Origin of the sequence: Phenylobacterium kunshanense (genome assembly GCF_003254525.1) — a bacterium.
Taxonomy (GTDB): Bacteria; Pseudomonadota; Alphaproteobacteria; order Caulobacterales; family Caulobacteraceae; genus Phenylobacterium; species Phenylobacterium kunshanense.
Genome location: NZ_QFYS01000003.1, coordinates 36,657 through 61,025, shown reverse-complemented (window position 1 = coordinate 61,025; position 24,369 = coordinate 36,657). Strand labels below are relative to the sequence as shown.

At 69.4% G+C, this 24,369-nt stretch carries 22 protein-coding genes; 7 read left to right on the top strand and 15 right to left on the bottom strand.

The window, feature by feature from the left end; genetic code table 11:
- Positions 1-9: 9 nt before the first annotated feature.
- The 7 genes from phnE to DJ019_RS08360 form a co-directional block, all read right to left on the bottom strand.
- Positions 10-1,029: a phosphonate ABC transporter, permease protein PhnE gene (phnE, locus tag DJ019_RS08390; protein WP_205854121.1), complete on the bottom strand. Its 1,020-nt coding sequence runs from the start codon at positions 1,027-1,029 to the stop codon at positions 10-12.
- Entirely contained in the window at positions 1,026-1,787 is a 762-nt protein-coding gene (locus DJ019_RS08385) for a phosphonate ABC transporter ATP-binding protein (RefSeq protein WP_205854120.1), read from the bottom strand. The genes phnE and DJ019_RS08385 overlap by 4 nt, the downstream gene beginning before the upstream one ends.
- Positions 1,784-2,701 (bottom strand): phosphate/phosphite/phosphonate ABC transporter substrate-binding protein, encoded by a 918-nt coding sequence (locus DJ019_RS08380; protein ID WP_205854119.1) that lies wholly within the window; start codon positions 2,699-2,701, stop codon positions 1,784-1,786. Before DJ019_RS08380 ends, DJ019_RS08385 begins: the two co-directional genes overlap by 4 nt.
- A gap of 132 nt (positions 2,702-2,833) precedes the next feature.
- Positions 2,834-4,099 carry a TolC family outer membrane protein gene (locus DJ019_RS08375; protein WP_111275573.1) on the bottom strand — a complete coding sequence of 422 codons (1,266 nt, stop codon included), beginning with the start codon at positions 4,097-4,099 and terminating at the stop codon, positions 2,834-2,836.
- Positions 4,096-4,299, bottom strand: coding sequence for a YgaP family membrane protein (locus DJ019_RS08370; RefSeq protein ID WP_111275572.1), 204 nt, complete (start codon positions 4,297-4,299; stop codon positions 4,096-4,098). The genes DJ019_RS08375 and DJ019_RS08370 overlap by 4 nt, the downstream gene beginning before the upstream one ends.
- A 3-nt stretch (positions 4,300-4,302) precedes the next feature.
- Entirely contained in the window at positions 4,303-4,764 is a 462-nt protein-coding gene (locus DJ019_RS08365) for a thioredoxin domain-containing protein (RefSeq protein ID WP_111275571.1), read from the bottom strand.
- A 6-nt stretch (positions 4,765-4,770) separates the two neighbouring features.
- Positions 4,771-6,051 carry an NAD(P)/FAD-dependent oxidoreductase gene (locus DJ019_RS08360; protein ID WP_111275570.1) on the bottom strand — a complete coding sequence of 427 codons (1,281 nt, stop codon included), beginning with the start codon at positions 6,049-6,051 and terminating at the stop codon, positions 4,771-4,773.
- Between the two features lie 167 nt (positions 6,052-6,218).
- Here DJ019_RS08360 and DJ019_RS08355 point away from each other — a divergent pair, with 167 nt between their 5' ends.
- Genes DJ019_RS08355 through DJ019_RS08335 form a run of 5 tightly spaced genes read left to right on the top strand, consistent with a single transcriptional unit; the run spans position 6,219 to position 11,533 of the window.
- On the top strand, positions 6,219-6,515 hold the full coding sequence (locus DJ019_RS08355) for an ArsR/SmtB family transcription factor (protein ID WP_240606418.1): 297 nt from the start codon (positions 6,219-6,221) through the stop codon (positions 6,513-6,515).
- Positions 6,516-6,526: 11 nt separating this feature from the next.
- Complete coding sequence (locus DJ019_RS08350; RefSeq protein ID WP_111275568.1) at positions 6,527-6,889, top strand: rhodanese-like domain-containing protein; 363 nt, start codon at positions 6,527-6,529, stop codon at positions 6,887-6,889.
- A 27-nt stretch (positions 6,890-6,916) separates the two neighbouring features.
- Positions 6,917-7,948 (top strand): efflux RND transporter periplasmic adaptor subunit, encoded by a 1,032-nt coding sequence (locus tag DJ019_RS08345; protein WP_111275567.1) that lies wholly within the window; start codon positions 6,917-6,919, stop codon positions 7,946-7,948.
- Complete coding sequence (locus tag DJ019_RS08340; RefSeq protein WP_111275566.1) at positions 7,945-11,142, top strand: efflux RND transporter permease subunit; 3,198 nt, start codon at positions 7,945-7,947, stop codon at positions 11,140-11,142. Before DJ019_RS08345 ends, DJ019_RS08340 begins: the two co-directional genes overlap by 4 nt.
- A 52-nt stretch (positions 11,143-11,194) precedes the next feature.
- Entirely contained in the window at positions 11,195-11,533 is a 339-nt protein-coding gene (locus DJ019_RS08335; RefSeq protein ID WP_111275565.1) for an ArsR/SmtB family transcription factor, read from the top strand.
- A gap of 12 nt (positions 11,534-11,545) precedes the next feature.
- Here the strand turns inward: DJ019_RS08335 and DJ019_RS08330 are convergent, their stop codons facing one another.
- The gene (locus DJ019_RS08330; RefSeq protein WP_111275564.1) at positions 11,546-12,328 is read right to left on the bottom strand and encodes a sulfite exporter TauE/SafE family protein; all 783 of its coding nucleotides are present in this window, start codon (positions 12,326-12,328) and stop codon (positions 11,546-11,548) included.
- A gap of 70 nt (positions 12,329-12,398) precedes the next feature.
- Between DJ019_RS08330 and DJ019_RS08325 the strand changes: the two genes are divergently transcribed.
- A complete protein-coding gene (locus DJ019_RS08325) occupies positions 12,399-13,343 on the top strand; it encodes an MBL fold metallo-hydrolase (protein ID WP_240606417.1) in 945 nt (314 codons plus the stop codon).
- Between the two features lie 32 nt (positions 13,344-13,375).
- On the opposite strand, the gene DJ019_RS08320 is transcribed toward DJ019_RS08325, so the two are convergent.
- The 3 genes from DJ019_RS08320 to DJ019_RS08310 all read right to left on the bottom strand — a co-directional run bounded on the left by DJ019_RS08320 (position 13,376) and on the right by DJ019_RS08310 (position 17,706).
- Positions 13,376-14,107, bottom strand: coding sequence for a TetR/AcrR family transcriptional regulator (locus DJ019_RS08320; protein ID WP_111275562.1), 732 nt, complete (start codon positions 14,105-14,107; stop codon positions 13,376-13,378).
- Positions 14,108-14,161: 54 nt separating this feature from the next.
- On the bottom strand, positions 14,162-15,403 hold the full coding sequence (locus DJ019_RS08315) for a spinster family MFS transporter (RefSeq protein ID WP_111275907.1): 1,242 nt from the start codon (positions 15,401-15,403) through the stop codon (positions 14,162-14,164).
- A 77-nt stretch (positions 15,404-15,480) separates the two neighbouring features.
- Positions 15,481-17,706: a TonB-dependent receptor gene (locus DJ019_RS08310; RefSeq protein WP_240606430.1), complete on the bottom strand. Its 2,226-nt coding sequence runs from the start codon at positions 17,704-17,706 to the stop codon at positions 15,481-15,483.
- Between the two features lie 274 nt (positions 17,707-17,980).
- On the opposite strand from DJ019_RS08310, the gene DJ019_RS08305 reads away from it, so the two are divergent.
- Positions 17,981-19,609 (top strand): ABC-F family ATP-binding cassette domain-containing protein, encoded by a 1,629-nt coding sequence (locus DJ019_RS08305; protein ID WP_111275560.1) that lies wholly within the window; start codon positions 17,981-17,983, stop codon positions 19,607-19,609.
- A gap of 150 nt (positions 19,610-19,759) precedes the next feature.
- Here the strand turns inward: DJ019_RS08305 and qhpE are convergent, their stop codons facing one another.
- Genes qhpE through DJ019_RS08285 form a run of 4 tightly spaced genes read right to left on the bottom strand, consistent with a single transcriptional unit; the run spans position 19,760 to position 24,363 of the window.
- The gene (qhpE, locus tag DJ019_RS08300) at positions 19,760-20,536 is read right to left on the bottom strand and encodes a subtilisin-like serine protease QhpE (RefSeq protein ID WP_205854117.1); all 777 of its coding nucleotides are present in this window, start codon (positions 20,534-20,536) and stop codon (positions 19,760-19,762) included.
- A complete protein-coding gene (locus tag DJ019_RS08295) occupies positions 20,529-22,271 on the bottom strand; it encodes an ABC transporter ATP-binding protein (RefSeq protein WP_205854116.1) in 1,743 nt (580 codons plus the stop codon). The genes qhpE and DJ019_RS08295 overlap by 8 nt, the downstream gene beginning before the upstream one ends.
- Positions 22,268-23,278, bottom strand: a complete 1,011-nt coding sequence (locus tag DJ019_RS08290) for a hypothetical protein (RefSeq protein ID WP_205854115.1) — start codon at positions 23,276-23,278, stop codon at positions 22,268-22,270. The genes DJ019_RS08295 and DJ019_RS08290 overlap by 4 nt, the downstream gene beginning before the upstream one ends.
- On the bottom strand, positions 23,275-24,363 hold the full coding sequence (locus tag DJ019_RS08285; protein WP_111275556.1) for a YncE family protein: 1,089 nt from the start codon (positions 24,361-24,363) through the stop codon (positions 23,275-23,277). The genes DJ019_RS08290 and DJ019_RS08285 overlap by 4 nt, the downstream gene beginning before the upstream one ends.
- Between the last annotated feature and the right edge of the window lie 6 nt (positions 24,364-24,369).

Sequence of the window (24,369 nt, the reverse complement as noted above, 5' to 3'; positions counted from 1 at the left end):
CCCGCCCCGCTAGAAGTGCGCCCGCCGCAACCGGGCGGAGACCTGGTCGATCAGGAACACCGCTGCGAACATGGCCACCAGGATCGTGCCGACGTGGTGGTAGTTGTACATGTCGAAGCGGCCTTTGAGCTCCTGGCCGATGCCGCCGGCGCCCACGAGCCCGACGACGGTGGCCATGCGGAAATTCCGGTCCAGGACGTAGAGCGTGTAGCCGATGTATTGCGGCAGCACCTGCGGCAGGATGGCGAAGCGCAGCACCTTGAGGCGGTTGGCTCCCGTGGCGGCCAGGGCCTCCTGCGGCTTCGGGTCGGCCGCTTCCACATCCTCGGCGTAGAACTTGCCGAGAAACCCCGCGCCGTGCAGCGCCAACGCCAGGACGCCGGCGATCGGCCCGAATCCATAGGCCACCACCAGGAACAGCGCGCTGACCAGCTCGGGCACGGCTCGCAGCAGGCTGACGACCGCGCGGGCTGCGCCATAGACGGCAGGGTGCGGCGTGAGGTTGCGGGCCGAGAGGAACGCGAGCGGGGCGCTCATGATCACCGCGAGCAGCGTGCCCCAGAAGGCGATCATCAAGGTCTCCCACAGCTTCACGCCCACGTGGGCGAGATAACCGAAGGGCTCGACCAGGTACTCGGTGCGCTCGACGACGGCGCGCATTTCCAGGGTCTCGGGATCGAGCCGTTCGGTGCGGGTCTCCGCCACCTCGACGTGCGAAAATGGCGGCAGATGGTTCCGGTTGAAGCCTTCGATCCGGGACACCTCCCGGCGCTCCGCGATCTGCAGGGGAACGAGCTGCCGGCCGATGGCGCCCAGGCCGTCCAGCACCTGGGAGTCGCCTCCGGCCACCAGCGCGGAGGCCGCCTCCCCCGTCATCCGCAGCATCCGGCCGGCCTCGACGCTGGGCGCCGACACCAGTACCGCCGCGAGAAGGAGCAGCCATGCTAACAGCGTGCGCGGCCGCATCGCCGTCGGAAAGCGCCAGCCGGCGGCCGCGCGCGCGGGTGCGTCGTCGCGTGCGAGGGTCATTGGGCGCTCTCCTTCACGGGACCGTAGATCGCCATCTCGGTCGCCGCATCGAACGCGTCCGTCGGGCCGTCGAACATGAGCCGACCGGCCCGTAGCGCGACGATGCGGTCGGCGAACCGCCGGGCCAGATCGAGCTGGTGCAGGCTGCAAAGGACCGTCACCCCGCGGGCCAGCGCCTCGCGGCGCATGAGGTCCAGCACCTCCTCGCTTGCGCGTGGATCGAGGCTGGCGACCGGCTCGTCGGCCACGAGGACCTCGGGATCCAGCATCAGGGCGCGGGCGATGCCGACGCGCTGGCGCTGGCCGCCCGAAAGCTCCGACACCCGGCGGGGCAGATGCTCGGGCGCCAGCCCCACCTCGGCCAGGAGCGCGCAGGCCTTCGCCTGGTGCGCGGCCGGATAGAGGCCCAGCAGCGCGCGCCACGTGGGGATCTCGGCGATCGCGCCGGCGATCATGTTCTCGGCCACGCTGGCACGGCTGACGAGCCCGAAGTCCTGGTGGACCATGCCGACCTTGCGGCGGATCCGCGGAAGACTGGCCGCGTCCACCCGCACGCCGTCGACCCGGACCTCGCCGCCGCTGAGCTGGGTCAGGCCGTTCACCGCGCGCAACAGGGTCGACTTGCCGCTGCCAGAGGGACCCACCAGCGCGCAGAATTGCCCGCGCGGGACATGGAAGGTGACATCGGCCAGGGCCTGCGCGCCCTCGGCGAACCGCTTGGAGGCCCCGACGAACGCCACGTGCGGATCGCCGCTCACCGGGCGGCCGCCTTCTTCAGGATCGCCGCCTTCAGGGGATCGTCCACCCGCGCCAGCATGGCGGCGGCGGCGGCGTAGTTCCGCTCAGGATAGGTCGTGTCGTAGCCGTCGACCCGCTTACCGCCATAGCCTCGGATCATGTCCGGCGTCACCCCGGGCGCGCGGGCGACGGTGGCGAAGGCGCGCTTGAGGCGGGTCTTCAGCGCCGGCGGCAGGCGCGTGCTCATGCCCAGCGGCGGGTTCGGGATCGGCGCGCTGCGGGCGACGACCGAGACCTCCCGGGGCGACACGACGCCCTGGTTCACGGCCTTTTCGAAGGAGTCGAACGACAGGGCCGCCGCGTCGGCCTGCCCCTGCACCAGGGCCGCCAGGCTGCTCGCATGGCTGCCGGTCAGCCGAACCGCGCCGAGGTCGCGGACGGGATCGATCCGCGCGTCCAGCAGCATCGCAGCCTGGGCGATGAAGGACGAGGCCGAATTCAGGTCGCCGAACGCCACCCGCCGCCCTTTGAGGTCGGCGATGCGGCGCACCGGCCCCTTGGTCCGCGCGAAGATCCCCGCGTAGTAGGTCGAGCGGCCATTCTCGACGGAGACGGCCAGCAGCTCAGCGCAGCCCCGCTTCCGGGCTTGGACATAGGCGACCGGCCCGAAGAAGGCGACGTCGGCCGAGCCGTTGCACATCGCCTCGACCACCGCGTTGTAGGATTGTCCCACGCGTAGGGTGAAATGCAGGCCCGACGTCCGGGTGATGGCGTTGAAGACGGGCTGGAAGTCAGCCCGGGTCCCGTCCTCGGTCCCGCCGTCCGCCGGAATCAGCACGACGCGCAGTGGGTTCTGCGCCGATCCAAGAGGCGCGGCGCTCCAGGCGCAGGTGGGAACGATCAGGGCGAGGCACAGGGTCAACAGGCGCAGCACGGGGTGTCCTCCGGTACGCTGGAGGCATTGGCGCATGGACATGACAGGGCAAAGACAGTCTCACCCACGAAACTGCGACGACTGAGAATTTCTCAGTCCGAGCCATGAGCGCTGCAGCGATTCCCGCCGCCTTCACTCGCCGCGAAGCAGCGCCTGGAGCCGATAGGCGGACCCGATGAGTTGACCGCGAGCCGCCACCAGTCCGCTGCGCGCCGCGAGGGATTCACGCTGGGCGTCGAGCAGGTCGAGCGTCGGCTTCTGCCCGACCCTGACTTCGTGCCGCACGCTCTCCAGCGCGCTGGAGGCCGCGGCGGCCTGGTCGGTCGCCGCCTGCAGGACCGCCCTGGCGGTCACCACATCGGCCCATGCGCCGATCACCGCCTCCCGCACGCCGGCTTCGGCGCCGCGTCGGCTCGCTTCCGCGGCCCGGGCCTCGGCGCGAGCCTCGGACACCCGCCCGCTGATCGCCCCGCTCGAAAACAGGGTCCAGCGTCCCTGCACCCCGACCATGACATCGTCGGCCCGGTAGCCCGGGAAGAACTTGTCGCGGACCGTGGACACGGTGGCCGTGGCGGCGATGGTGGGCAGCCGACCCGCCTGGGCCTCGCGGACGCCCGCCCTCGCGGCGCGCTCGGCCGCCTCGGCAGCCCTTAGCGCGGGATTGGCGCGGCGAGCTTCCGCAAGCGCCTCCTCCAGGCTGGAGGGTGTCGGCGGCGCCTCGCCCAGCGTCGCCAGATCGTCAGGCTCCGCGCCCACGACCGCAAGGAAGTGGGCCCGGCTGCGCTCTACCTCCCCCTCGGCTCGCGCGAGTCCCGCGCGCGCTTCGGCCAGACGCGCCTGCGCCTGGCTGAGGTCTGTGCGAGGGATTTCCCCACGCGAGAAACGCAGATCCGCCTGGCGCGCGACCTCCTGCATCTGGGCGACCTGGGCCTCGTTCAGCGCCAGCAGTTCCCGCGCGCTCAGCACGCCGACATAGGCGTCCGCGACCTGGGCCGACAGCAGCGCCCGCGCGCCGCCGGCCTGGGCCAGCGCCGCATCCTTCCCTGCCCTTGCCCGCGCGACACCGGCCACGATCGCCCCGCCCGCGAACAGCGGCTGGCGCAGCTCGACCGCGCCGGCGCGGGGATCCACATCGGCCTTGCCGAAGCCGAAGAAACCGCCGAGGTCGGTCTCGCCCGTCCCGGCCTCCCCGCTCAGCGTTACGGACGGCAGTCCAGCGGCGTAGGCCTGCGTCACCCGCGCCTTTGCGGCATCCGCCTGCGCCTCGCTCTGCGCCAGGGCCGGATTGTGGCGTCGGGCGAGCAGGATGGCCTCGTCCAGCGTCAGGGCCTGAACGGAGACGGGCGTGAGACACGCGGCGCAGGCGGCGAGCGCAGCCAGCCGTCGAAGGCTGTTCACCGGAACGCGGCCCCGGGCCGGACGCCCAGCTTCTTAAAGATCATGGCCGCGGGGCAAAATCCCGTGAATGCGGCCTGGAACATGTTCAGCCCCGCGAACACCGGCAAGGCGATCCACCACGGGTGGACGTAGTGCGCGAGCGCGACGCCCAGGAGGACCACGACGCCGGCGAAGGCGAAGACAGCGCGGTCGACAGTCATCTCTCAAGCTCCGGTCTGGGCGCCGGCCTTGGCCTGCGCGAGCGCCTGGCGGGTCCAGGCTGTGATCTGGTCGGCGTTCATCAGTCCGGCCGAGCGGGCGACAATCCGCCCGTCAAGAAACAGGAAGAGCGCCGGAATGCCCGTGACGCCAAGATCGGCGGCGGCCTGCTGCTCTTCTTCGGAATTGAGTTTCAGAAGCCGCACCTGGGGCTCCAGCTTCGCGGCGGCCGCTGCGAACTGCGGGGCCATCGCGCGGCAGGGGCCACACCAGGGCGCCCAGACGTCGAGCAGCAGGGCCACGCCCTTGGTGGAGTCCCGATGCTTCCGCAGCTGCGCGCCGTTCACCTCGAGTGGCTGGCCCGAAAAGACGACGGCCTTGCATCGACCGCAGCGGGCCTCGCGAGGATCCTTCCCATCCGGCGCCCGGTTCACGGCGCCGCAGTCCGGACAGACGAACTGGCGCATGGCGGCTCAGTCCTTCAGCTTGCGGACGCCCATGACGTCCAGCGCCAGCTTCTCGTAGAACGGCTCGCTCTCGCCGCGCTTCACCTTGCCGATGAAGTATTTCTCGAACCCCACCTTGGCGAGGTGGACCCACTTGCCGTGCGCCGACCAGTTGACGTTGCGCGGCGGGATCTGCGGCTGGGCCACGAGCGCGACGCCCCCGTCGCCGAAGTCGGCCAGGCAGATGGCGTTCCAGGTCGCCTCGCTGGTCGGTTCGTCGCCGGCAATGAGCTGGCGCAGATTGGCGGCGATGGCGGTCACCATGCTTTCGATCATGAAGCCCGTCTTCGGCACGCCCACCGGCACCGGGGTCTTGCCAGTGGGGGCGATGGCCACGCAGACGCCCAGGGCGAAGACGTTCGGGAACGTCGGGTTGCGCTGGTGCTTGTCCACCACGATGAACCCGCGAGGGTTGGCCAGCCCCTCGATGCCGCGCACCGCTTCGACGCCCCGGAACGCCGGCAGCATCATCGAGTAGGCGAACGGCAGGTCATGCGTGGCCTTCACCGCGCCGTCCTCGCCGACCTCCTCGACGTGCATCATGCCGGCCTCGACCGACGCCACCTTGGCGTTTGTGATCCACTTGATGTGGCGGTCCCGCATCTCGCTCTCGAGCAGGCCCTTGGTGTCGCCTACGCCATCCAGTCCGAGATGGCCGATGTAGGGTTCGGAGGTGACGAAGGTCATCGGCACCCGGTCGCGGACCTTGCGGCGCTTCAGCTCGGTGTCGAGGATCATCGCGAATTCGTAGGCCGGGCCGAAGCAGGACGCGCCCTGCACGGCCCCCACGACGATCGGGCCCGGGTTCGCGACGAACTGCTCGAAGGCCTGCGCCGCCCGTTCCGCGTGATCGACATGGCAGATGGACTGGGTATGCCCGCCGTGCGGGCCGAGCCCGGCGATCTCATCGAATGCGAGTTCGGGGCCGGTCGCGATGACGAGGTAGTCGTAGGCCAGACTGGAGCCGTCATTCAGCTCGAGCCGGTTTTCCTGGGGCGCGACCCGCTTCACCCCGACGCCGGTGAATCCGATCTTCCGCTTTTGGAAGACGGGCGGCAGGTCGACCTCGATCGCCTTGCGGGTCCGCCAGTTCACCGCGACCCAGGGATTGGACGGGACGAAATGGAAGGTGTCGCCGTTCGATACGACCGAAACCTCGGCCCTGTCGCCGACGGCGTCCTTGATCTCGAAGGCGGCGATGGAGCCACCGAGCCCGGCTCCCAGGACGACGATGCGCGGCTTGCCCATAGGCCAATCTCCTCCGGAGGCCCCAGCCGGCCGGCAGTCTGAGACGCGCCGGTCCGGAGGGCTTTGATGTGCATCACGTCCCGCCGGCTTGGGTCCGCGTAACGTGATGTCGATTGACTAAATATGTGAAATCGCGCATATACGCAAATATGAATTTTGACCCTCGCATGATGAAGGACTCGGCGGACGACGCCTGCGCCCTGCTGAAGGCGATGGCCAATCCGCACCGGCTGATGATCGTGTGCGCCCTGACGGAGGGCGAACAGTCGGTTGGCGCGCTCGCGCAGATGCTGGGCGCGCGCGAGACCCTGGCGTCGCAGCATCTGGGCCTCCTGCGCCGCGAGGGCGTCGTGTCCGCCCGGCGCGAGGGACAGCAGATCTTCTACGGCCTGCAGAGCGGCCCTGCCCGCGCGCTCGTCGAGACCCTGGCGCGCCAGTTCTGCTCGCTTCCACAAGCTTCCTAAGGAGCCATCCCATGTTCGGCGCCCCCAAGACCCGAGACCTGACCGCCCCAGAGGTGAAGTCCGCCCTGGACGAGCACCGCATCCTGCTCGTGGACGTGCGCGAGCCCGCCGAGTTCGCGGCCGAGCGCATCCACGGCGCCCTGAATTTTCCTCTCTCCACTTTCGATCCGGGGGCGCTGCCCGAGGCCGGCGACAAGCTGATCGTCTTCCAGTGCGGGACGGGCAAGCGCTCAGGAATGGCCGTGGAGCGGTGCCGAAAGGCTGGGCATGAGATCGACGCCCATCTCGCCGGCGGCATCACCGCCTGGAAGGCGGCCGGCCTGCCGACCGTCAGCCTCGACGTCGCCACCGGCCACGTCCGCGATCCCCGCTGACACACCACGTACGGGAGGCGGAGAGTCATGCCGAGCCGGCTTCACCTGGCGACCGCCGTCGCAGCCGCCGCCCTGGCGCTGGCGAGTTGCGGCCGCTCCGAACCTGAGACGCCGCGGGCCCAGGCGGCCCCGGCCGCCGGCCGACTGACGGTCCAGGTCCAGACCGTGGCCGACCTGAAGCCTGCCCCCGCCACACTGACGACGCGCGACATGGCCGATGCCCGCGCGCGCATTCCCGGCGTGCTCGTCTCGCTCAACGTCAAGGAAGGCGACGTTGTCCGTCAGGGTCAGGTGATCGCCCGCATCCAGGACGACCGGCTCAATCTCGAGACCAGCGCGTTCGACGCCCAGGTGCGCGCCGCCGCCGCCGAGGCCGAGCGCGCCCAGGCCGACCTCGCCCGGACGCAGGATCTCTTCGAGCACGGCGTCTACGCCAAGGCGCGGCTGGAGCAGGTCCAGGCCCAGGCGCGGGCCGCCAGCGCGGCGCTCGCCGCCGCGCGCGCCCAGCGGGGCGCCAGCGCCGAGCTCGCGGGCCAGGGCGCCATCGTCGCGCCTGCAGCGGGCCGGGTGCTCGGCGCCGACGTGCCGGTCGGCTCCGTGGTGATGCCCGGGCAGACGATCGCCAGGATCACTGCCGGCCCGCCGGTCGTGCGGCTGGAACTGCCCGAGGCCGACGCGGCGGCGCTCAAGGTCGGAGACACCGTGCGGCTCAGCGCCGAGGACCTGCCGGGCGCCGGTGGGCAGGGCACGATCATCCAGGTCTATCCGGCCGTCACCGGCGGACAGGTGATGGCGGACGTGACCGCCCCGAACCTGCCGCAGGACCGGGTCGGTCAGCGCGTCCGCGCCAGCGTCAAGATCGGCGAGCGCAAGGCCATCGTAATCCCCCGTCGATATGTCGCCACGCGGTTCGGCGTCGACTACGTGCGCCTCGTCCGCGCCGACGGAACCCTGTCGGAAACGCCCATCCAGACCGCGCCCGGCTCCGCCCCCGACAATGTCGAAGTGCTGTCCGGCCTCCGCGCCGGCGACGTCGTGAGCCCGGCGGCGGCGCGATGAATCTCGGGATTTCCGGCCGGCTCACGCGCGCGACGATCCGCTCGCCGCTCACGCCGCTCATCCTGATCGCGGCCATCGCGGTCGGGCTGCTCGCCCTGATGTCGATCCCCCGCGAGGAGGAGCCGCAGATCAGCGTGCCGATGGTCGACATCATGGTCGCCGCGCCCGGCCTGCGCGCGCCCGACGCGGTCGAGCTGGTGGGCAAGCCGCTCGAAGCGATCGTGAAGAGCGTCACCGAGGTCGAGCACGTCTACACCTTCGCCGACGACAACCAGGTGATGGTCACGGCCCGCTTCAAGGTGGGCGTCGATCCGGACGCGGCGGCGGTGCGCATCCACGAGAAGGTCCGCGCCAACTACGACCGCATCCCCGCCGGCATTCCCGAACCCCTGATCCAGACCCGCGGCATCAATGACGTGCCGAGCCTGGTGCTGACGCTGTCGCCCAAGCCCGGCGCGGCCGGCCAGTGGTCGGACCAGGCGCTCCACGAGATCGCCGGCAAGCTCCGCACCGAGGTGGCCAAGGTCGACGACGTCGGGCTCACCTTCATCGTCGGCGGCCGGCCGCAGGAGATTCGCGTCGAGCCCGACCCGGCCCGGCTGGCGCTGCACGGCGTGTCGCTGGGCGCGCTGATGGACACGGTCCGCCAGGCCAACCGCGCCTTCCCCGCCGGCCAGGTGCGCAACAGCGGCCAGGCGGTCGACGTCACCTCCGGCCGCACCCTGGCCAGCGCCACGGAGATCGGCCTGCTGGCCCTGCCGTCCGTCAAGGGCGAACGGGTCTATGTGCGCGACGTCGCGCGGGTGACCACCGCGCCGCGCGAGGACCAGGCCCGGGTTTGGCGACAGGTCCGCGCCGGCGATACCTGGACCGAGGGCCCGGCCGTCAGCCTGGCGATCGCCAAGCGCAAGGGCGCCAATGCGGTGGTGGTCTCGCACGCCGTGCTGCAACGGGTCGACAGCCTGAAGGGCACGCTGCTGCCCGCCAGCCTCGACGTGGCGGTGACCCGCGACTACGGCGAGACGGCCAACGAGAAGGCCAACGAACTCCTCTTCCACCTGGCGCTCGCCACCGTGTCGATCGTCGTGCTGATCGGCTTCACGATCGGCTGGCGCGAGGCAGGCGTGACCGCCGTCGTCATCCCCACCACCATCCTGCTGACGCTCTTCGCCTCGAACCTGATGGGCTACACCATCAACCGCGTCAGCCTGTTCGCCCTGATCTTCTCCATCGGCATCCTCGTCGACGACGCCATCGTGATGATCGAGAACATCGCCAGGCACTGGGCGATGAACGACGGCCGCAGCCGGATCGACGCCGCCGTCGAGGCGGTGGCCGAGGTGGGCAATCCGACCGTCGTCGCCACCCTGACTGTCGTGGCCGCCCTCCTGCCGATGCTGTTCGTGTCCGGCCTGATGGGGCCTTACATGGCGCCGATCCCGGTGAACGCCTCGGCGGCCATGGTCTTCTCGTTCTTCGTCGCCGTGGTGATCGCGCCCTGGCTGATGATCCGCTTCGCCCGCCAGACCCTGGCCGCGGGCGGCCACGGCGCTCACGACGAGGGAAAGCTCGGCCGCATCTATCGCCGCGTCGCCGGCCGCGTCATCGCCACGCGGCAGAGCGCCCTGCGGTTCCTGATCGGCGTGGGTGTCGCCACGCTCGTGGCTTGCGCCATGTTCGCCACCAAGACCGTGACGGTGAAGCTGCTGCCGTTCGACAACAAGTCCGAGCTGCAGGTGGTCGTCGACCTGCCGGAAGGCGCGTCCCTGGAGGACACCGAGCGCACGCTCGCCGAGGCGGCCGTTATCACCCGCACGCTGCCCGAGGTGGTGGCGATCGACAGCTACGCCGGCACGGCCTCGCCGTTCAATTTCAACGGCCTCGTCCGCCACTACTACCTGCGCAACCGGCCCGAGATGGGCGACCTCTCGGTGGCGCTCGCCCACAAGGCTGACCGCGACCGCAACAGCCACCAGATCGCGCTCGACCTGCGGAAACGCCTGGAAAAGCTGCGCCTGCCGGCCGGCGCGGCGATCAAGGTGGTCGAGGCCCCGCCCGGGCCGCCCGTCATGGCCACCCTGCTGGCCGAGATCTACGGGCCCGACGCCCCCACGCGGCGCGCCGTCGCCGAGCGGGTCAAGGCGATCTTCCAGGGTGTGCCCTACATCGTCGATGTCGACGACAGCTGGGGTCAGCCCCGCCCGGGCCTCCGGCTCGTCCCCGATCGTGATCGCCTGGAGGCGCTCGGCGTCAGCGAGCGCGAGGTGCACGACTCCATCGCCGCCGCCCTGGGCGGGCAGGTGCTGGGCTATGCGCACCGGGGCGAGAGCCGCGATCCGCTGGAGATCGCCGTCCGCCTCCCGCAGTCGGCCCGCACGTGGGGCGAAGGGCTCGCCACCCTGCCCGTCGCGCGGACCCGCGACGGCCGGTTGGTCGAACTGGGCGAGGTGGTCACCGCCAGCTCGGCGCCAGGCGCCACCCACATCTTCCGCCGCGACGGTCGCGACGTGGACATGGTCATGGCCGAACTGGCCGGAGCCTACGAGGCCCCGATCTACGGCATGCTCGAGGTCAACAAGGCGATCCGCGACGGGGAGTGGAAAGGCGTCCCCCAGCCCGAGATCCGCCTAAACGGCCAGCCCGACAGCGAGTTGAAACCCACTGTCCTCTGGGACGGCGAGTGGGAAATCACCTGGGTCACCTTCCGCGACATGGGCGCCGCCTTCGGCGTGGCCATCCTGGGCATCTACGTCCTGGTGGTGGCGCAGTTCAAAAGCTTCCGCCTGCCCCTGGTGATCCTGACGCCGATCCCGCTGACGCTGGTCGGGATCGTGATCGGCCACATCCTCTTCCGCGCCCCCTTCACGGCGACGTCGATGATCGGCTTCATCGCCCTGGCCGGGATCATCGTGCGCAATTCGATCCTGCTGGTGGATTTCATCCGCCACACCCAGGCCGAGGGGCGCCCCCTGCGCGACGTTCTGCTGGAGGCCGGCGCCATCCGCTTCAAGCCGATCCTGCTGACCGCCCTGGCGGCCATGATCGGCGCGGCCGTGATCCTGACCGACCCGATCTTCCAGGGCCTGGCGATCTCGCTGCTGTTCGGTCTCGCCTCATCGACCCTGCTGACCGTGCTGGTGATCCCCGCGATCTACGTCGTGCTACGCGACGACGGCCGGCCTGCGACAGCATGACATCGGCCGGAGCCGCTTGAATGTATTTGCGAACATTCTAAGTCACAAAGCGATGACCACCGCCCTCGCGCCCTCGCCCCACGACGTGGCCAACCTGCAGGACTGCGCCCACAGCGCGGCCCGGCTCCTGAAGCTGCTCGCCAGCGAACAACGCCTGCTTCTGCTCTGCCGCCTGCTGGAGGGAGAGTGCTCGGTGGGCGAGCTGGCCGAGCATGCGCGCCTCGCGCCCTCCGCCACGTCCCAGCACCTCGCGAAGATGCGCTCAGAGGGCTTGGTGAAGACCCGGCGCGAAGCCCAGACGATCTTCTACTCGCTCGCCGACCCCGCGGCGGTGCGGGTGCTGAAGACTCTTTCTGAGATCTACCGCCAGGACGCCGACGCGGGCTGCTGAGCCGCCGAGCCCCTACCCCGTGATCGACCGCCAGGCCACGTAGGCCGCGACCAGGAGGACGAGGCCGGCGAACAGCCGCCGCGCCAGCAGGGCCTGGCTCGCCAGGAGCCCCGCGCCGCGTACGCCGAGCGCACCGCCCGCCACTCCGCCGGCGATGAACAGGCCGGCGACCGGCCAGTCGACCTGGCCCGAGCTCGCGTAGTTCAGCGACGTCGCCGCGCCGAACAGGGCGACCGAGACCAGCGACGAGGCGGTGGCGTTGGCCAGCGTCATCCCCGTCGCCGCCATCAGGCCGGGCACGATCAGGAACCCGCCGCCGATGCCGAAGAAGCCGGCCGCCAGCCCCGTCAGAACGCCGATCGGCGCGAGTTTCATGGTCATCGCCCCGGTGATGTGAACCTCCGGGTCGCCCTCGGAGCGCGGCCGGCGCAGCATCGAGAGCGCGATGGCGGCCATGGCGAACGCGAAGGCCAGCAACAGCTTCTGGCCGTCCACGGCCTTGGCGAGGCTGGATCCCAGGAACGAACCCGCAAGTCCCGCGCTAGCGAAGACGATGGCGCAGGGCCACTTCACCCGGCCGCCGCGGGCGTGCCCGGCAAGGTTCATGGCGGCGTTCACCGCGACCGCGGCCGCCGACGTGCCGATGGCCACGTGCGGATCGCGAACGCCCACGACGTACAGCAGGAGCGGCGTGGCCAGGACCGATCCACCGCCGCCGAACAGGCCCAGCAGCGCGCCCACGAGCACACCGCTGGCGATGGCGGCGACGATGGCTGGAACGTCGAGACTGAGCATGACCGGGCCTTGTATCTGCGCATATTCGCATATATGTATCCTGGCGCGCTGACAAGAGAGGATGACGGTGATGACGACGACGATGACGAAGACGGACGACGCCCTCGCCGCGGCTGCCGCCATCGTCCAGGCGGCCCGCGCGGAACGGTCGCTGCGGCCGCAGGTGAAGGCCTTCTTCGACGAGGCCACCTTCACGGTGAGCTACGTCGTCCGCGATCCGGCTTCGACGGCCTGCGCCATCATCGACAGCGTGCTGGACTACGACCCCGCCGCGGGTCGCACCAGCCACGGGTCCGCCGACGAACTGATGGCCTACGTACGTGCCGAAGGGCTGGAGGTCGTCTGGCAGATCGAGACCCATGCCCACGCCGACCATCTCTCGGCCGCGCCCTACCTTCAGGAGGCGCTGGGCGGCCAACTGGCCATCGGCGAGCGGATCACGAAGGTCCAGGACACGTTCGGCAGGCTTTTCAACGCCGGGCCCGATTTCGCGCGCGACGGGCGTCAGTTCGACCACCTGTTCCAAGACGGCGAACGGTTCACGATCGGCGGCCTGCAGGGCGTCGCGCTGCACACGCCCGGCCACACGCCGGCGTGCATGTCCTACGTCATCGGCGACGCCGTGTTCGTGGGCGACACCCTGTTCATGCCGGACTACGGCACCGCCCGCTGCGACTTCCCCGGCGGCGATGCGGCCACGCTGTTCCGCTCGGTGCGACGCCTGCTGGAGCTCCCCGACGAGACCCGGGTGTTCCTCTGTCACGACTACAAGGCCCCGGGTCGCGACGCCTTTGTCTGGGAGACGACGATCGGCGTGCAGCGCACCTCCAACGTCCACGTCCACGAAGGCGTGAACGAGGCCGAGTTCGTGGCGCTGCGCGAGGCTCGCGACCGCACCCTGGACATGCCCCGGCTGATCCTGCCGTCGGTCCAGGTGAACATGCGCGGCGGACATCTGCCCGAGCCCGAGGACAATGGCGTCAGGTACCTGAAGATCCCGCTGAACGCCCTCTAGACAGCGCCGGCGGCGGTCGCCGCCGCTCTAAATCAAAGGTTTGAGCGCGTTCTGACCGCAAAACCGGTTCCCACTTTTGCGGAACGCGCTCTAGCGTCGCAGATCTCGAGGAAGCCCGCGGCCATGAACCGGGCCATCCGCTGCTTGATGGCGACGAAGTCCTCGGACTTGCATAGGCCGCCCGACAGCTTGTCGATCCGCCCCGTCCGCGCGAGCGTCACCATCAGGGCGCCGGTCACGAAGTGGTAGCCCCAGAAGATGTCCTCTTCGGCGCACTCCGGCAGCGCCTTCTTCAGCAGGTCGATCAGGCGCAGGACGACCGGATCGAAGTGCTTGTCCATCAGCTCGGCGCCCCACTCCGGGGTGTTCGATACCAGGGCGCCCAGCGCGCCATAGTTCTTCCAGCTCTCGCCGCCCTGGATGTAGAGGTCGAGGTCGGTGTCGAGAAAGGCGTGCAGTGCGCCCTCCACCGTCGGCGTGTCGCCCGCGGCGGCCTCGTACTCGTCCAGCGCCTTCATCCGCAGTTCGCTGGTGATCACCGCGCGCCGGGCGAACACGGCGTCGAACAGCGTCTTCTTGTCCTCGAAGTAGTAGTTCATCAGCGTGTGGTGCACGCCCACCCGCTGGGCCACGTCCTTCAGGGTGACGCCGTACAGGCCGTGCTTCGAGAAGAGGTGCTCGGCGGCGTCCAGAATCTGCTCGATCGACTCGGCGCGCTGTTCGGCCTTCTTGGAGGATCGCCGGGGTTTGGGGGTTTCGGGCACGCGGAGTTCTTTCAGACGGGGCGGGGGGAGCGTCAAGTGACTCGCCGGTGGCGGTCAGGACCGGGCCTGCTCTTTGGCAAGCACCCGCGCCAGCAGGAGAAAGAGCCCCACCGCCACTAGGTACATCGGCGCGAGGGCGTAGAACGCGACCTGCAGCGAGCCCGTCGGGTGGCTGTCGCGAAACGCATCGCTCACCGCCCCGACAACCGTTGGGCCGACCCCCATGCCGACCAGGTTCATCACCAGCAGCAGCAGCGCGCCGGACAGCACCCGCTGGTTCGGAGCCACCTCTTCCTGCACCAGGGTCACCGCGCACGACAGGTAGAAGTAGTTGAGGAAGGTCGGCCCTAGCAGGAACACCAGCGCCAGCGGCCAGGAAGGCGCCCAGACGAAGGCGAGGTAGGGCGCGACCGCGAGGGAGAGCGAAAGGGCCGGAACCAGCGCATAGGCCGTCCGGCTCTTACGCGCGTACCGGTCGATCACCCGCCCCGACGCGAAGATCCCGCCGCCCATTCCGACCAGCACGACCAGCGCGTACCAGAGGGATACGTCCGGCAGCGTCATGCCCTTCTCCCGCATCAGGAACAGGGTCGTGAAGTTGCCGGAGCCATAGGTGATGATCTGGGTCGCCGCGCTCGCCAGTGCGACGAGGACAAGGGAGGGCGTCGAGAAGAACATCCGGACCGTCGGCCAGAACGCGGCCTGGCCGGATGACGGGAGCGGAGCGGTCCCGGCCACGCGATCGAGGCGTCCGCGCTCGGGCTCCCGCACGCCGAACAGGACGACGAAGGCCGTCACGACGCCTATGGCGCCGAGGACGATGAACGCCATCCGCCAACTGTAGGCCGCCGCGATCGCGGCCCCGAACGCCACGCCCAGGGCCTGGCCGATCGGAGGCCCCAGGTTGAACAGGCCCAGCGCCGTTCCTCGGCGGCCGGGCGGGAAGTAGTCGCTGATGATGGCGTAGGACGGCGGCACCCCGCCCGCCTCACCCACGCCCACGGTCATCCGGGCGGCCACGAGCTGGGCATAGTTGGCCGAGAGGCCGCACGCGACGGTCGCCGCGCTCCACAGCCCGCAGGCGAAGGCCAGGACCCGCGCCCGGTTGGTGCGGTCGGCGAGCCAGCCCACCGGGATCGAGATCAGGCAGTAGAACAGCGCGAAATAGAGCCCGCTGATCAGGCCGAGCTGGCCGTCGGTGACGCCCAGCTCGTCCTGGATCGGCTTGGCCAGGATCGAGAGGAGCTGCCGATCCAGGAAGTTCAGGACATAGACGAAGCAGAGGATCACAAGCACCGGCCAGGCCCCTGGGGCGGGTCTCTGCGCCTTGGCGGGGGCCGCCGCGGAGGCGGCCTGATCTGCGGCGGCCACGCCTAGAAGTCTCGGCCGACACGGACCCCGATGGTGCGCGGCCGTTGCTCGGCGTATCGGCTGACGAGGAAGGCCTCGGGGTGGACGTAGGTGACCTTGCGGCTGTTGAAGAGGTTCTCGACGTAGGCGCCGACCGTCCACCGGTCGAAGGCCACCGCGAAGGTCGCGTTCACGTTGGTGTAGGCCTCGGTGTAGTCGTACGTCGGCTGCAGCACGCCGGGACGGCCGGGGACATAGGGGAACATGCCCGGGAACTTGCCCACCCGCTGGACCGTGGCCGACAGGTTGGCCCGGGCCTCGGGCGCAAGATCGAAGGCATAGTTGAAGAAGGCCGCACCCTGGAACCTGGGCGAGGCGAGCCGGACGCCCTCGCCGGCCCCCGAGATGGCCGCCTCGGTCGGCGTGAGCTTGCTCACCTCGGCCTCGTTGAAGGCTCCGTTCACACCGATCGTCAGGCCCTCGGCGGGCGCGCCAACGATCTCGAACTCCAGCCCGCGGCTGAAGGCTGCGCCGATGTTGGTGGCGAACTGGACCGAGTCAGAGACGCGGTTGGCCTGCACCTGGATGTTCTTCCAGTCGATCCAGTAGGCGGCCAGGTTGGCGGTCAGGCGGCCATCGAGGAAGCGGCCCTTCAGGCCGATCTCGTAGTTGGTGAGGTCGTCGGAATCCGCGCCCGCCGGGATGATGATGTCGCTCGGGTTCACGACGCTGGGCCGGCCGGCGAAGCCGTTCACCACCGGGGTGCGGAAGCCGGTCGCGAGGGTGGCGTAGGTCGTGATGTTCGGCACGGGCTTGTATGAGACGCTGATCTTGTACGAGGGCCCGGTCTCCTTGGCCTTCACTCCGGTGACGGGCGCCACCTGCGTGACGGTCAGCGCGCGCCCATTGCCGGGCGTGAGCGCCTGCAGGAGGTAGTTGCTCGTGTACCCGCCCTCGACGAAGGACTGGGCCTCGAAGCCGCCGTAGCGCAGGCCGCCGGTCACCCATAGCTGGTCGCTGAACCTGTAGGTGACCTCACCGAAGCCCGCGAGCTCCTGCGACTTCGTGTGGTTGTACTGTCGCTGGTAGTACTCGCCGGGCAGGCCGGTGAAGCCTCGAAAGGCCAGATAGTCGGGCCGGGAGCGATAGTTGTAGTCGACGTCCAGGCGGCGATCGAGGAAGAAGCCGCCGACAACCCAGTCCCATCGCCCCCCGGGGTCGGACGCCAGCCGCACCTCCTCCACGAAGGTGTCCATGTAAGCAGTGGCGTCCAGGCCGAAAGCGATGCTCGTCGGGGTGGGGGTGGCGCCGACCGGAAGGAACGTGCCGGCCAGATCGACGAAGAACTTCTGGTCGAAACCCGACAGCGTGGACGAGCTGGTGAACTGGGCCCCGTTGAACTGGTACTCGACCGTAGCGTTGTAGCTGACCAGCTGCCCCTGGAAGAGGTCCAGCCGGTCGGTCGCGCGCGTGTCGTGGCCGAGGTTGGGGTTGATGAGCGAGGAGTCCCTCGGCTCGCTGTCCTCGTACGAGGCGAGCAGCCTGACCGACAGGCGATCGGTGGGCGCCCAGAGCAGCGAAATCCGGCCGCCCCACGCGTCGAGGTCGTTGGAGTTCGATTTCCGGGCCAGGCCGATGTTGTCGACGTAGCCCTCTTCGTTGCGGACGAAGCCCACGGCGCGCACCGCCAGCTTGTCCTCGACCAGGGGGACGTTGACCATGCCGTTGTAGCGCTGACGCAGGGAGTCGGAGCCGGTCATACCCAGGTCGACCAGCACCGAAGCGTCGAAGCCCGACGGGTCCGGCTTCTTCGTCAGGATGCGCAGCGCACCCGACAACGAGCCCGAACCGAACAGTGTCCCCTGCGGCCCGCGCAGGAACTCCACGCGCTCCACGTCATAGAGGTTCGGGTCGAGGACCGTGGTGTTGCCGATCGTCGAGATCGGCAGCTCGTCGATGTAGACGGCCACCGTGCTCTGCAGGTTCGCGCCATAGCCGTTGGTGGCGATCCCGCGCGCGGTGAAGTTGTTGAAGTTGGCGCTGGGCCGGTTCAGCACCACCCCGGGCGTTTCCACCGCAAGCCCTTCGTAGCCGACGATGCCTTTGGCGGTCAGGGTCTCCTGCGAATAGGCGGTGACGCTGAGCGGAACGTCCTGCAGCCGTTCGCTGCGCCGGGTGGCGGTGACGATCACCTCGCCGACGTCGGTCGCCTGCGTGTTCCCCGACGCGGTCTGGGCCACGGCAGGCATAGCCACGGCCAAGGTCCCGGCGCACGCCGAGCCAAGTAGAAGCGCCCTCATCGTTTCCTTCCCTCTCTCGCAGCACCGGTCATTCACGCCGGACTGTCGAGGCGAGGATGTCCAAGCGCCCGGGTTGAGTCAACGTTCACTCTCTTGCGCGTGAATGTATTGTGCAGCGACAGGGCCCCCGGCCACCGCCCTGGATCGCGTGACCGAACTGGGACCAGACGCCCCAGGGGCTGAGGCTGGCGTTCTCCCCGCCCCCGGGCTAGCAGACCGCCCGATGATCCGCCTCGACAACATATCCAAGCAGAACGGCCACCAGATCCTGTTCATCGAAGCCTCGATGGGCGTCCAGAAGGGCGAGAAGGTCGGGCTGGTCGGCCCGAACGGCGCCGGCAAGACGACGCTCTTCCGCATGATCACAGGGCAGGAGCAGCCCGACGACGGACTGGTCGTGATCGATCCCGGTACGACGATCGGCTACTTCAGCCAGGATGTCGGCGAGATGTCCGGCCAGAGCGCGGTCGCCGCGGTGATGGACGGCGTCGGGCCTGTCAGTGCGCTGGCGGCCGAAATGGCCAGCCTGGAAGCGGCCATGGTCGATCCTGACCAGGCGGACCAGCTCGACGCCATCATCGAACGCTACGGCGAGGTGCAGGAGCGCTTCCAGGAACTGGACGGCTATGCGCTTGAGGCGCGGGCGCGCGAGGTGCTGGCGGGCCTGAGCTTCAGCCAGGAACGCATGGACGGCGACGTCGGCCTGCTGTCCGGCGGCTGGAAGATGCGCGTGGCGCTGGCGCGCATCCTCCTGATGCGGCCCGACGCCATGCTGCTGGACGAACCCAGCAACCACCTGGACCTGGAAAGCCTGATCTGGCTCGAGGCCTTCCTCAAGAGCTACGACGGCGCCCTGCTGATGACCTCGCACGACCGGGCGTTCATGAACCGCATCATCGGCAAGGTGGTGGAGATCGACGCCGGCTCGCTCATCACCTATTCGGGCGACCTCGACTTCTACGACCAGCAGCGCGCGCTCAGCGAACAGCAGCGCCAGGCGCAGTACGAGCGCCAGCAGGCCATGCTGGCCAAGGAAATCAAGTTCATCGAGAAGTTCAAGGCGCGCGCGTCGCACGCCGCCCAGGTCCAGAGCCGGGTGAAGAAGCTCGACAAGATCGAACGCGTCGAGGCGCCGCGCCGGCGCCAGACGGTTCAGTTCGAATTCAGGAGCCCGCCGCGGTCGGGCGACGACGTGATCAGCCTGCGAGGCGTCCACAAGGGCTACGGCGCCCAGCCGATCTATGAGGGCCTCGACTTCCTGGTGCGGCGCAAGGAACGCTGGTGCGTTCTAGGCGCCAACGGCGCGGGCAAGTCGACGCTGCTGAAACTCGTGGCCGGCGCCGTCGCCCCCGACCAGGGAACGGTCAACATCGGGGCCAGCGTGAAGATGGGCTATTTCGCCCAGCACTCGATGGACCTGCTGGACGGCGAGGAGACCATCTTCGAGTCGCTGGACGGCGCGTTCCCGCAGGCGGGCCAGGGCGCGCTGCGCACCCTGGCGGGATGCTTCGGATTCTCCGGCGACGACGTCGAGAAGCCCTGCCGCGTCCTGTCCGGGGGCGAGAAGGCGCGCCTGGTCATGGCCAAGATGCTGTTCGACCCGCCGAACCTGCTGGTCCTCGACGAGCCGACCAACCACCTGGACATGGCGACCAAGGAGATGCTGGTCGCGGCCCTGGCGGATTTCGAGGGCACCATGCTCTTCGTCTCGCACGACCGCCATTTCCTGGCGGCCTTGTCGAACCGCGTGCTGGAGCTGACGCCCGACGGAATCCATCAGTACGGCGGCGGCTATACGGAATATGTCGCCCGCACTGGCCAGGAAGCGCCGGGGCTGCACCCGGGAGGGTAAGGGAGTTCTGAGGGGGCGCCGGCGCTCCAAGCGACGGCTCAGAGGCAGCGAAGCGGCCTCCAGCGCGCGCGGACAGGAAGATGCGCTACGTGTGCCCGCGATTCCGAACCGATCGCGAATGGGCCGTGCTGCACCAGGAGGTGCTGCCGGCTACATCGCCCGGGGCGGAGGAGGCGCATACATCAGTTCGCGCACATGGCCGACGCGGGAGGCTCCTTTGCTCCGGCTGGTGAGGCCCTCGCAGGCTCTTGCAACGAAGCCGCTGGCCTGGGCGACCGCAAAGCTCGCGCCGTACAGGTTCCGCTGCGGTGGAACGCCCGGGATGGGCCGCGGATAGCCCGATGCCCGGACGACCGGAGCGCCGGCCCGCCATGCCACGCCATACGTCGTGCGCGCACAATCCCAGTCGGCCTCGACGCCGATGACTCCCGCGAGCGAGCCGGGATAGCAGGGCGCCCCGTTGGCCTCATAGGCGGCCACCACCACGACGCCCGCGGCTGCAGCCTCGTCCACGATGGCCGCAAAGGCGTCGCGATGCGCCGCGTTGACCGAGCCCAGACTGAGGTTGATGACGTCCACGTCGCGCGCCACGGACCATCGGATGGCGGCGATCAGGGACGCCGCGCTCGCCTTCAGCGCATCGCGAAAGACCCGCACCGGGATACACTGCGCGTCAGGCGCCTTTTCCTGGATGGCGGCCGTCACCGCCGTCCCATGGCCGAGCCTGTCGAGCGAGACCCCTTCTCCCTCCACGATCATGCCATCGGGCAGGACCATGACGCCCGGGTCGAGGCGACTTGCCGTGATGTGCCCGTGAGCGGGATGGACGCCGCTGTCGATCACGGCGATCGAGATTCCCCGGCCGGTCAGCCCCGCGAAGGGCTCAGCCGTCGCCACGTCCAGGGCCTCCCCGGAGGGCTCACGCACAGGCGGCCTCCCGCGCATGCCTCATAGTGGCGCGGCCGCTATCCAGCGTTACGACGGTGTCCGCCATCTCGGCCAGGACGGGCCTGTGGGTGATCAGCACGATCGTCGCGTGCGGCAGGGCCTCGCGCAGCCCCCTGGCCACCAATTGCTCGGTTTGGCCGTCCAGCGCCGACGTGGGTTCGTCGAGGATGAGCACGCTGGGCTTGCGCAGGAGCGCCCGCGCTAGGGCCACGCGCTGCCGCTCTCCCGCGGACAGCGCCAGGCCCCGTTCTCCGGTCCGGGTCGCCAACCCCTCCGGCAGACGGGTCAGCAGGTCGCCGAGGCCTGCCATGCGCGCAGCCGCCTCGATATCCTCCGCGCTGGCGCCGGGCATCGCGAAGGCGATGTTCGCGGCGATGGTGTCGTTGAAGAGATGCGGGGCCTGGTCGACCAGGATGACTTCGCGGCGCAGGTCGCCGAGCTTGAGATCGCGGATGTCTCGCCCGTCGACAAGAATACGGCCGGCCTGGGGATCTTGGTAGCGGACCATGAGGTCGGCCAGCGTCGACTTGCCGACCCCGCTCGGCCCCAGGATCGCGCAGAAGCTGCCCTGGGCGATGTCGAGGTCGATATCCACCAGCACCGGCTGGCGGTCGTAGCGCATCGAGACCCCCTCGAAGCGGATGCCTTGCCGCACGCGCTCAAGCCCCGTCGCGTCCGGCTTCTCGGTGACCTCCGCGGGCGTGTCGAACAGCTCGAATATCCGCGCCAGCGACACCCGCGCCGACGCCAAGCCCGCGGTCAGCCCCATCAGGGTCTGGATCGGCGCGAACAGCCGTCCCTGGTAGGTCATGAAGGCGACGAGTGTGCCGATGGTCATCTGGCCGTCGATGATCTTCATGCCGCCGTAGAGGATCACCGCCGAGGTTGAGGCCGTGAGCAGGGCGCCCGGGATCGCCCCGGCCATGAACGACGTCATCTGCATGCGCAGCATGGCCCGGACGAAGCCGTTGTTGCCCGACTCGAAGCGCCGCACTTCATGTTCGCCGGCGCGGAGCGAGGCGACCACGCGCATTCCCATCACCGTATCGACCAGCAGGCTGCCGAGGTCGGCGCCGCGTTCTCGCATCTCGCGGGTGATGAGCGTGAGCTTGCGCTGGTAGTGCAGGAAGGTCAGCACGCACGCTGGGATGAGCACCACGCCAAGCAGGAACAGCCGCCAGTCCAGCCACACCATGAGCACGATGCTGCCCACCAGCACCAGCACGTTGCTCAGCACCGACAGCAGCGTGTCGGCGGCCACACGCTGAACGTCGCTCACGTCGCTGTTCAGCCGCGACATCAGATCGCCCAGCCGGAAGCCGCCATAGAAGCGCGGCGACAACGTCTGCAGGTGCCGCAGGAGCGCGACACGGATGTCGAACAGCATCGCCGCGGACGCCGAGACGTAGCGATAGCTGGCCAGGATGTTGAGCGCATAGGCCACGATGGCGACCACCACCATCAGGATTGCGATCTGAACTAGCGCGTCCATATCGCCGCGCAGCAGCGCCTGGTCGATCAGGAGCTTGGACAGATAGGGCTGCGCAAGACTGAGCGCGGTCCCGAACAGGCTGATCACCAGCACCAGGACGAGGGGCCGGATGTAGGGCCGCAGGAACGGCATGAGCCGCCCGTAGGTCCGCCAGCTCGCCACCGGCGGCCCTGGCGTGGGCGCACCGGGCTCGGCGGCCGGCGGGGACGGCGCCCGCTTCACGCCGCCACCCGTTCCACGAGCCGGAAGCCGTGCAGCTCGAACCGGGGCTCGGGCATCTTCGCCAAGCGAGCGGTGCACCAGTCGAACCCCTCGGCGAGATCGGCCAACTGCGCGCGCCACCACGACCCGTCCCCGCCGCTCGCGTAGAACTGGGCGCAGAGGCGCAGGTGCCGGCGCATCGCTCCGACCATCAGGGACTCGAAGTGGACCCGCAGCGCGGCTGGATCGTCGCCCTCCCTCATCGCTCGGATCACCGCGCTGGCCAGGATGGCCTCGCGCACGGCCTGCGCCGTACCGTCCCCGCAGATCGGATCGAAGGCGATGGCCGCCGACCCGCACGCCAGCCAATCCGGCCCAGCCATCGCAGCCAGCATGCGCGGGCTGGTCTCGAAGGCCGCGGACGGCGGTCCTTCCAGCTCAAGGCGCGGCGCGACGTGGCGGCTCTGGTCCAGAAGGGCTTCGGGCGCCGCGCCGACGGCCAGCAGCCACCCCGCGGCGGACCCGGAGGGAATGAGGAACAGCCAGCCCGTCTCCGTCGCCTCGATCCAGCAGGCCGATTGGTCGTCAGCGTGGCGCAGCCGGACCTGCGCCACGACCGTACCGCGCCGCCCGAAGGTGCGCATCGCCGGCTCTGGGAACGGCGGGGCGGTATGGATGGTCATGGCGGCCGGCGCCGCGGGCGCGGCCGGGCCGGCGAGCGCAGCATCCAGTTCGCCCTCCGACAGGACGACGGCGCCGTGCGGCAGGCTGACCGGGTCGGCCGTCCCCCAGGCGACGATCCGGCGGGTGATGCGAGGCCGGTCGATGAACAGGTCGGCGCGGTCGAAAACGCTGCGCAGCAGGGCGAGCGCGGCGTCGCTCAGGAGGATCGCCGGCACCGGCGTGCGGTTTCGGTGGGTTCGCCCGACGGACAGGCCAGCCCGCGAAAGCAGGTGCGCGCAGCAGTTCGCCGCGATCCCATCGCCGTGGATGGCCACGTGGGCCGCCCCCGGGATCACAGCGCTCACGGGGTGATGACCATGCCCGACATGGTGATGTCGTGGGTCAGCTCCCAGTCCGCCGTGGGCTTGAGGGTCCTGGCGTCATAGACCGCGACGTCGTAGCCAGCGCCATAGATGTAGAGCTTCTGCCCGTTGCCGGAGATGCCGAAGTAGAACCGGCGGCGGCACTGGAATTCCGCCTTGTCGAGCGCCTTGTTCTTGTCGATGTCGAAGCGCCAGAACTCGCAGCGCTGGTTGCCCAGGTCGCCCGTCACGGCGACCGTGTAGCCGTTCTTGCCGTCGGGCGAGACCTCCAGCCCCGACAGCGCCTTGGGCGACGGGCCGATCGGCGTGAAGGTGAACTGGCGAGTGTCCAGGTCCAGCCGCGCGATCCCGAAGATCTTGTTGTGGATGTAGGGATCTTCCGTCTCGAACAGCGAGACGAACTGGCCCGGCGTCTGCAGCCGGCCGACGCCGCCGCCGAAACTCACGTCCTGCATGCCGGGGAAGTCGGGCTTGCTGAGGTCGAAGCGGTCGACGGTCTTCAGGTCGGCCGTGTTCACGACCAGGACCTTGTCGCGGAAGGCGTAGAGCGTCTTGCCATCGGGCGACAGCATCAGCGGCCCGCGAGGTCCGAACTTCTGGTCCTCCGCGTCCAGGTCGGCGGTGCGGACGACCTGCTTGGTCTGCAGGTCCACGACCATGAATTGCTGCTTGCTGATCCGGAAGGCGTCGAGGCCTTTATCGATCCGCGTGCCGACGATGTAGAAATAGCGCCCGCTCCGGTCGGGGACGCCGCCGTTGAAGCGGTAGCGGACCTGCGGCGAGTTCAGGCTGAAGCTGTTGACGACCTTGCGGGTCGCCACGTCAATGACCTCGATGCCGCCGGTGGTGAGCGTGGTGACGTAGAGCAGCTTTCCGTCGTCCGAGAGCCGCATGCTCATCGGCAGCCCGGTCTTGAGGTCGATCTCCTGGGTGACCGAGCCCTTGGCCTCGTCGATGACCATGAGCTGGTTCGGATAGCCGCCCAGGAACATCGTGCCCGCCTGCGCCGGGCTTTGGATGGCGGCGGCCGCGCACAGGGCGATGAGACCTAGCCGGAGCGTCTTCATGCGACA

What these genes read in the sequence shown, in the direction of transcription:
- phnE (WP_205854121.1), bottom strand. Translation starts at nt 1,029, where the DNA reads ATGACCCTCGCACGCGACGACGCACCCGCGCGCGCGGCCGCCGGCTGG.
- DJ019_RS08370 (WP_111275572.1), bottom strand. Translation starts at nt 4,299, where the DNA reads ATGACTGTCGACCGCGCTGTCTTCGCCTTCGCCGGCGTCGTGGTCCTC.
- DJ019_RS08365 (WP_111275571.1), bottom strand. Translation starts at nt 4,764, where the DNA reads ATGCGCCAGTTCGTCTGTCCGGACTGCGGCGCCGTGAACCGGGCGCCG.
- DJ019_RS08360 (WP_111275570.1), bottom strand. Translation starts at nt 6,051, where the DNA reads ATGGGCAAGCCGCGCATCGTCGTCCTGGGAGCCGGGCTCGGTGGCTCC.
- DJ019_RS08355 (WP_240606418.1), top strand. Translation starts at nt 6,219, where the DNA reads ATGATGAAGGACTCGGCGGACGACGCCTGCGCCCTGCTGAAGGCGATG.
- DJ019_RS08350 (WP_111275568.1), top strand. Translation starts at nt 6,527, where the DNA reads ATGTTCGGCGCCCCCAAGACCCGAGACCTGACCGCCCCAGAGGTGAAG.
- DJ019_RS08345 (WP_111275567.1), top strand. Translation starts at nt 6,917, where the DNA reads ATGCCGAGCCGGCTTCACCTGGCGACCGCCGTCGCAGCCGCCGCCCTG.
- DJ019_RS08340 (WP_111275566.1), top strand. Translation starts at nt 7,945, where the DNA reads ATGAATCTCGGGATTTCCGGCCGGCTCACGCGCGCGACGATCCGCTCG.
- DJ019_RS08335 (WP_111275565.1), top strand. Translation starts at nt 11,195, where the DNA reads ATGACCACCGCCCTCGCGCCCTCGCCCCACGACGTGGCCAACCTGCAG.
- DJ019_RS08330 (WP_111275564.1), bottom strand. Translation starts at nt 12,328, where the DNA reads ATGCTCAGTCTCGACGTTCCAGCCATCGTCGCCGCCATCGCCAGCGGT.
- DJ019_RS08325 (WP_240606417.1), top strand. Translation starts at nt 12,399, where the DNA reads ATGACGACGACGATGACGAAGACGGACGACGCCCTCGCCGCGGCTGCC.
- DJ019_RS08310 (WP_240606430.1), bottom strand. Translation starts at nt 17,706, where the DNA reads ATGCCTGCCGTGGCCCAGACCGCGTCGGGGAACACGCAGGCGACCGAC.
- DJ019_RS08305 (WP_111275560.1), top strand. Translation starts at nt 17,981, where the DNA reads ATGATCCGCCTCGACAACATATCCAAGCAGAACGGCCACCAGATCCTG.
- DJ019_RS08285 (WP_111275556.1), bottom strand. Translation starts at nt 24,363, where the DNA reads ATGAAGACGCTCCGGCTAGGTCTCATCGCCCTGTGCGCGGCCGCCGCC.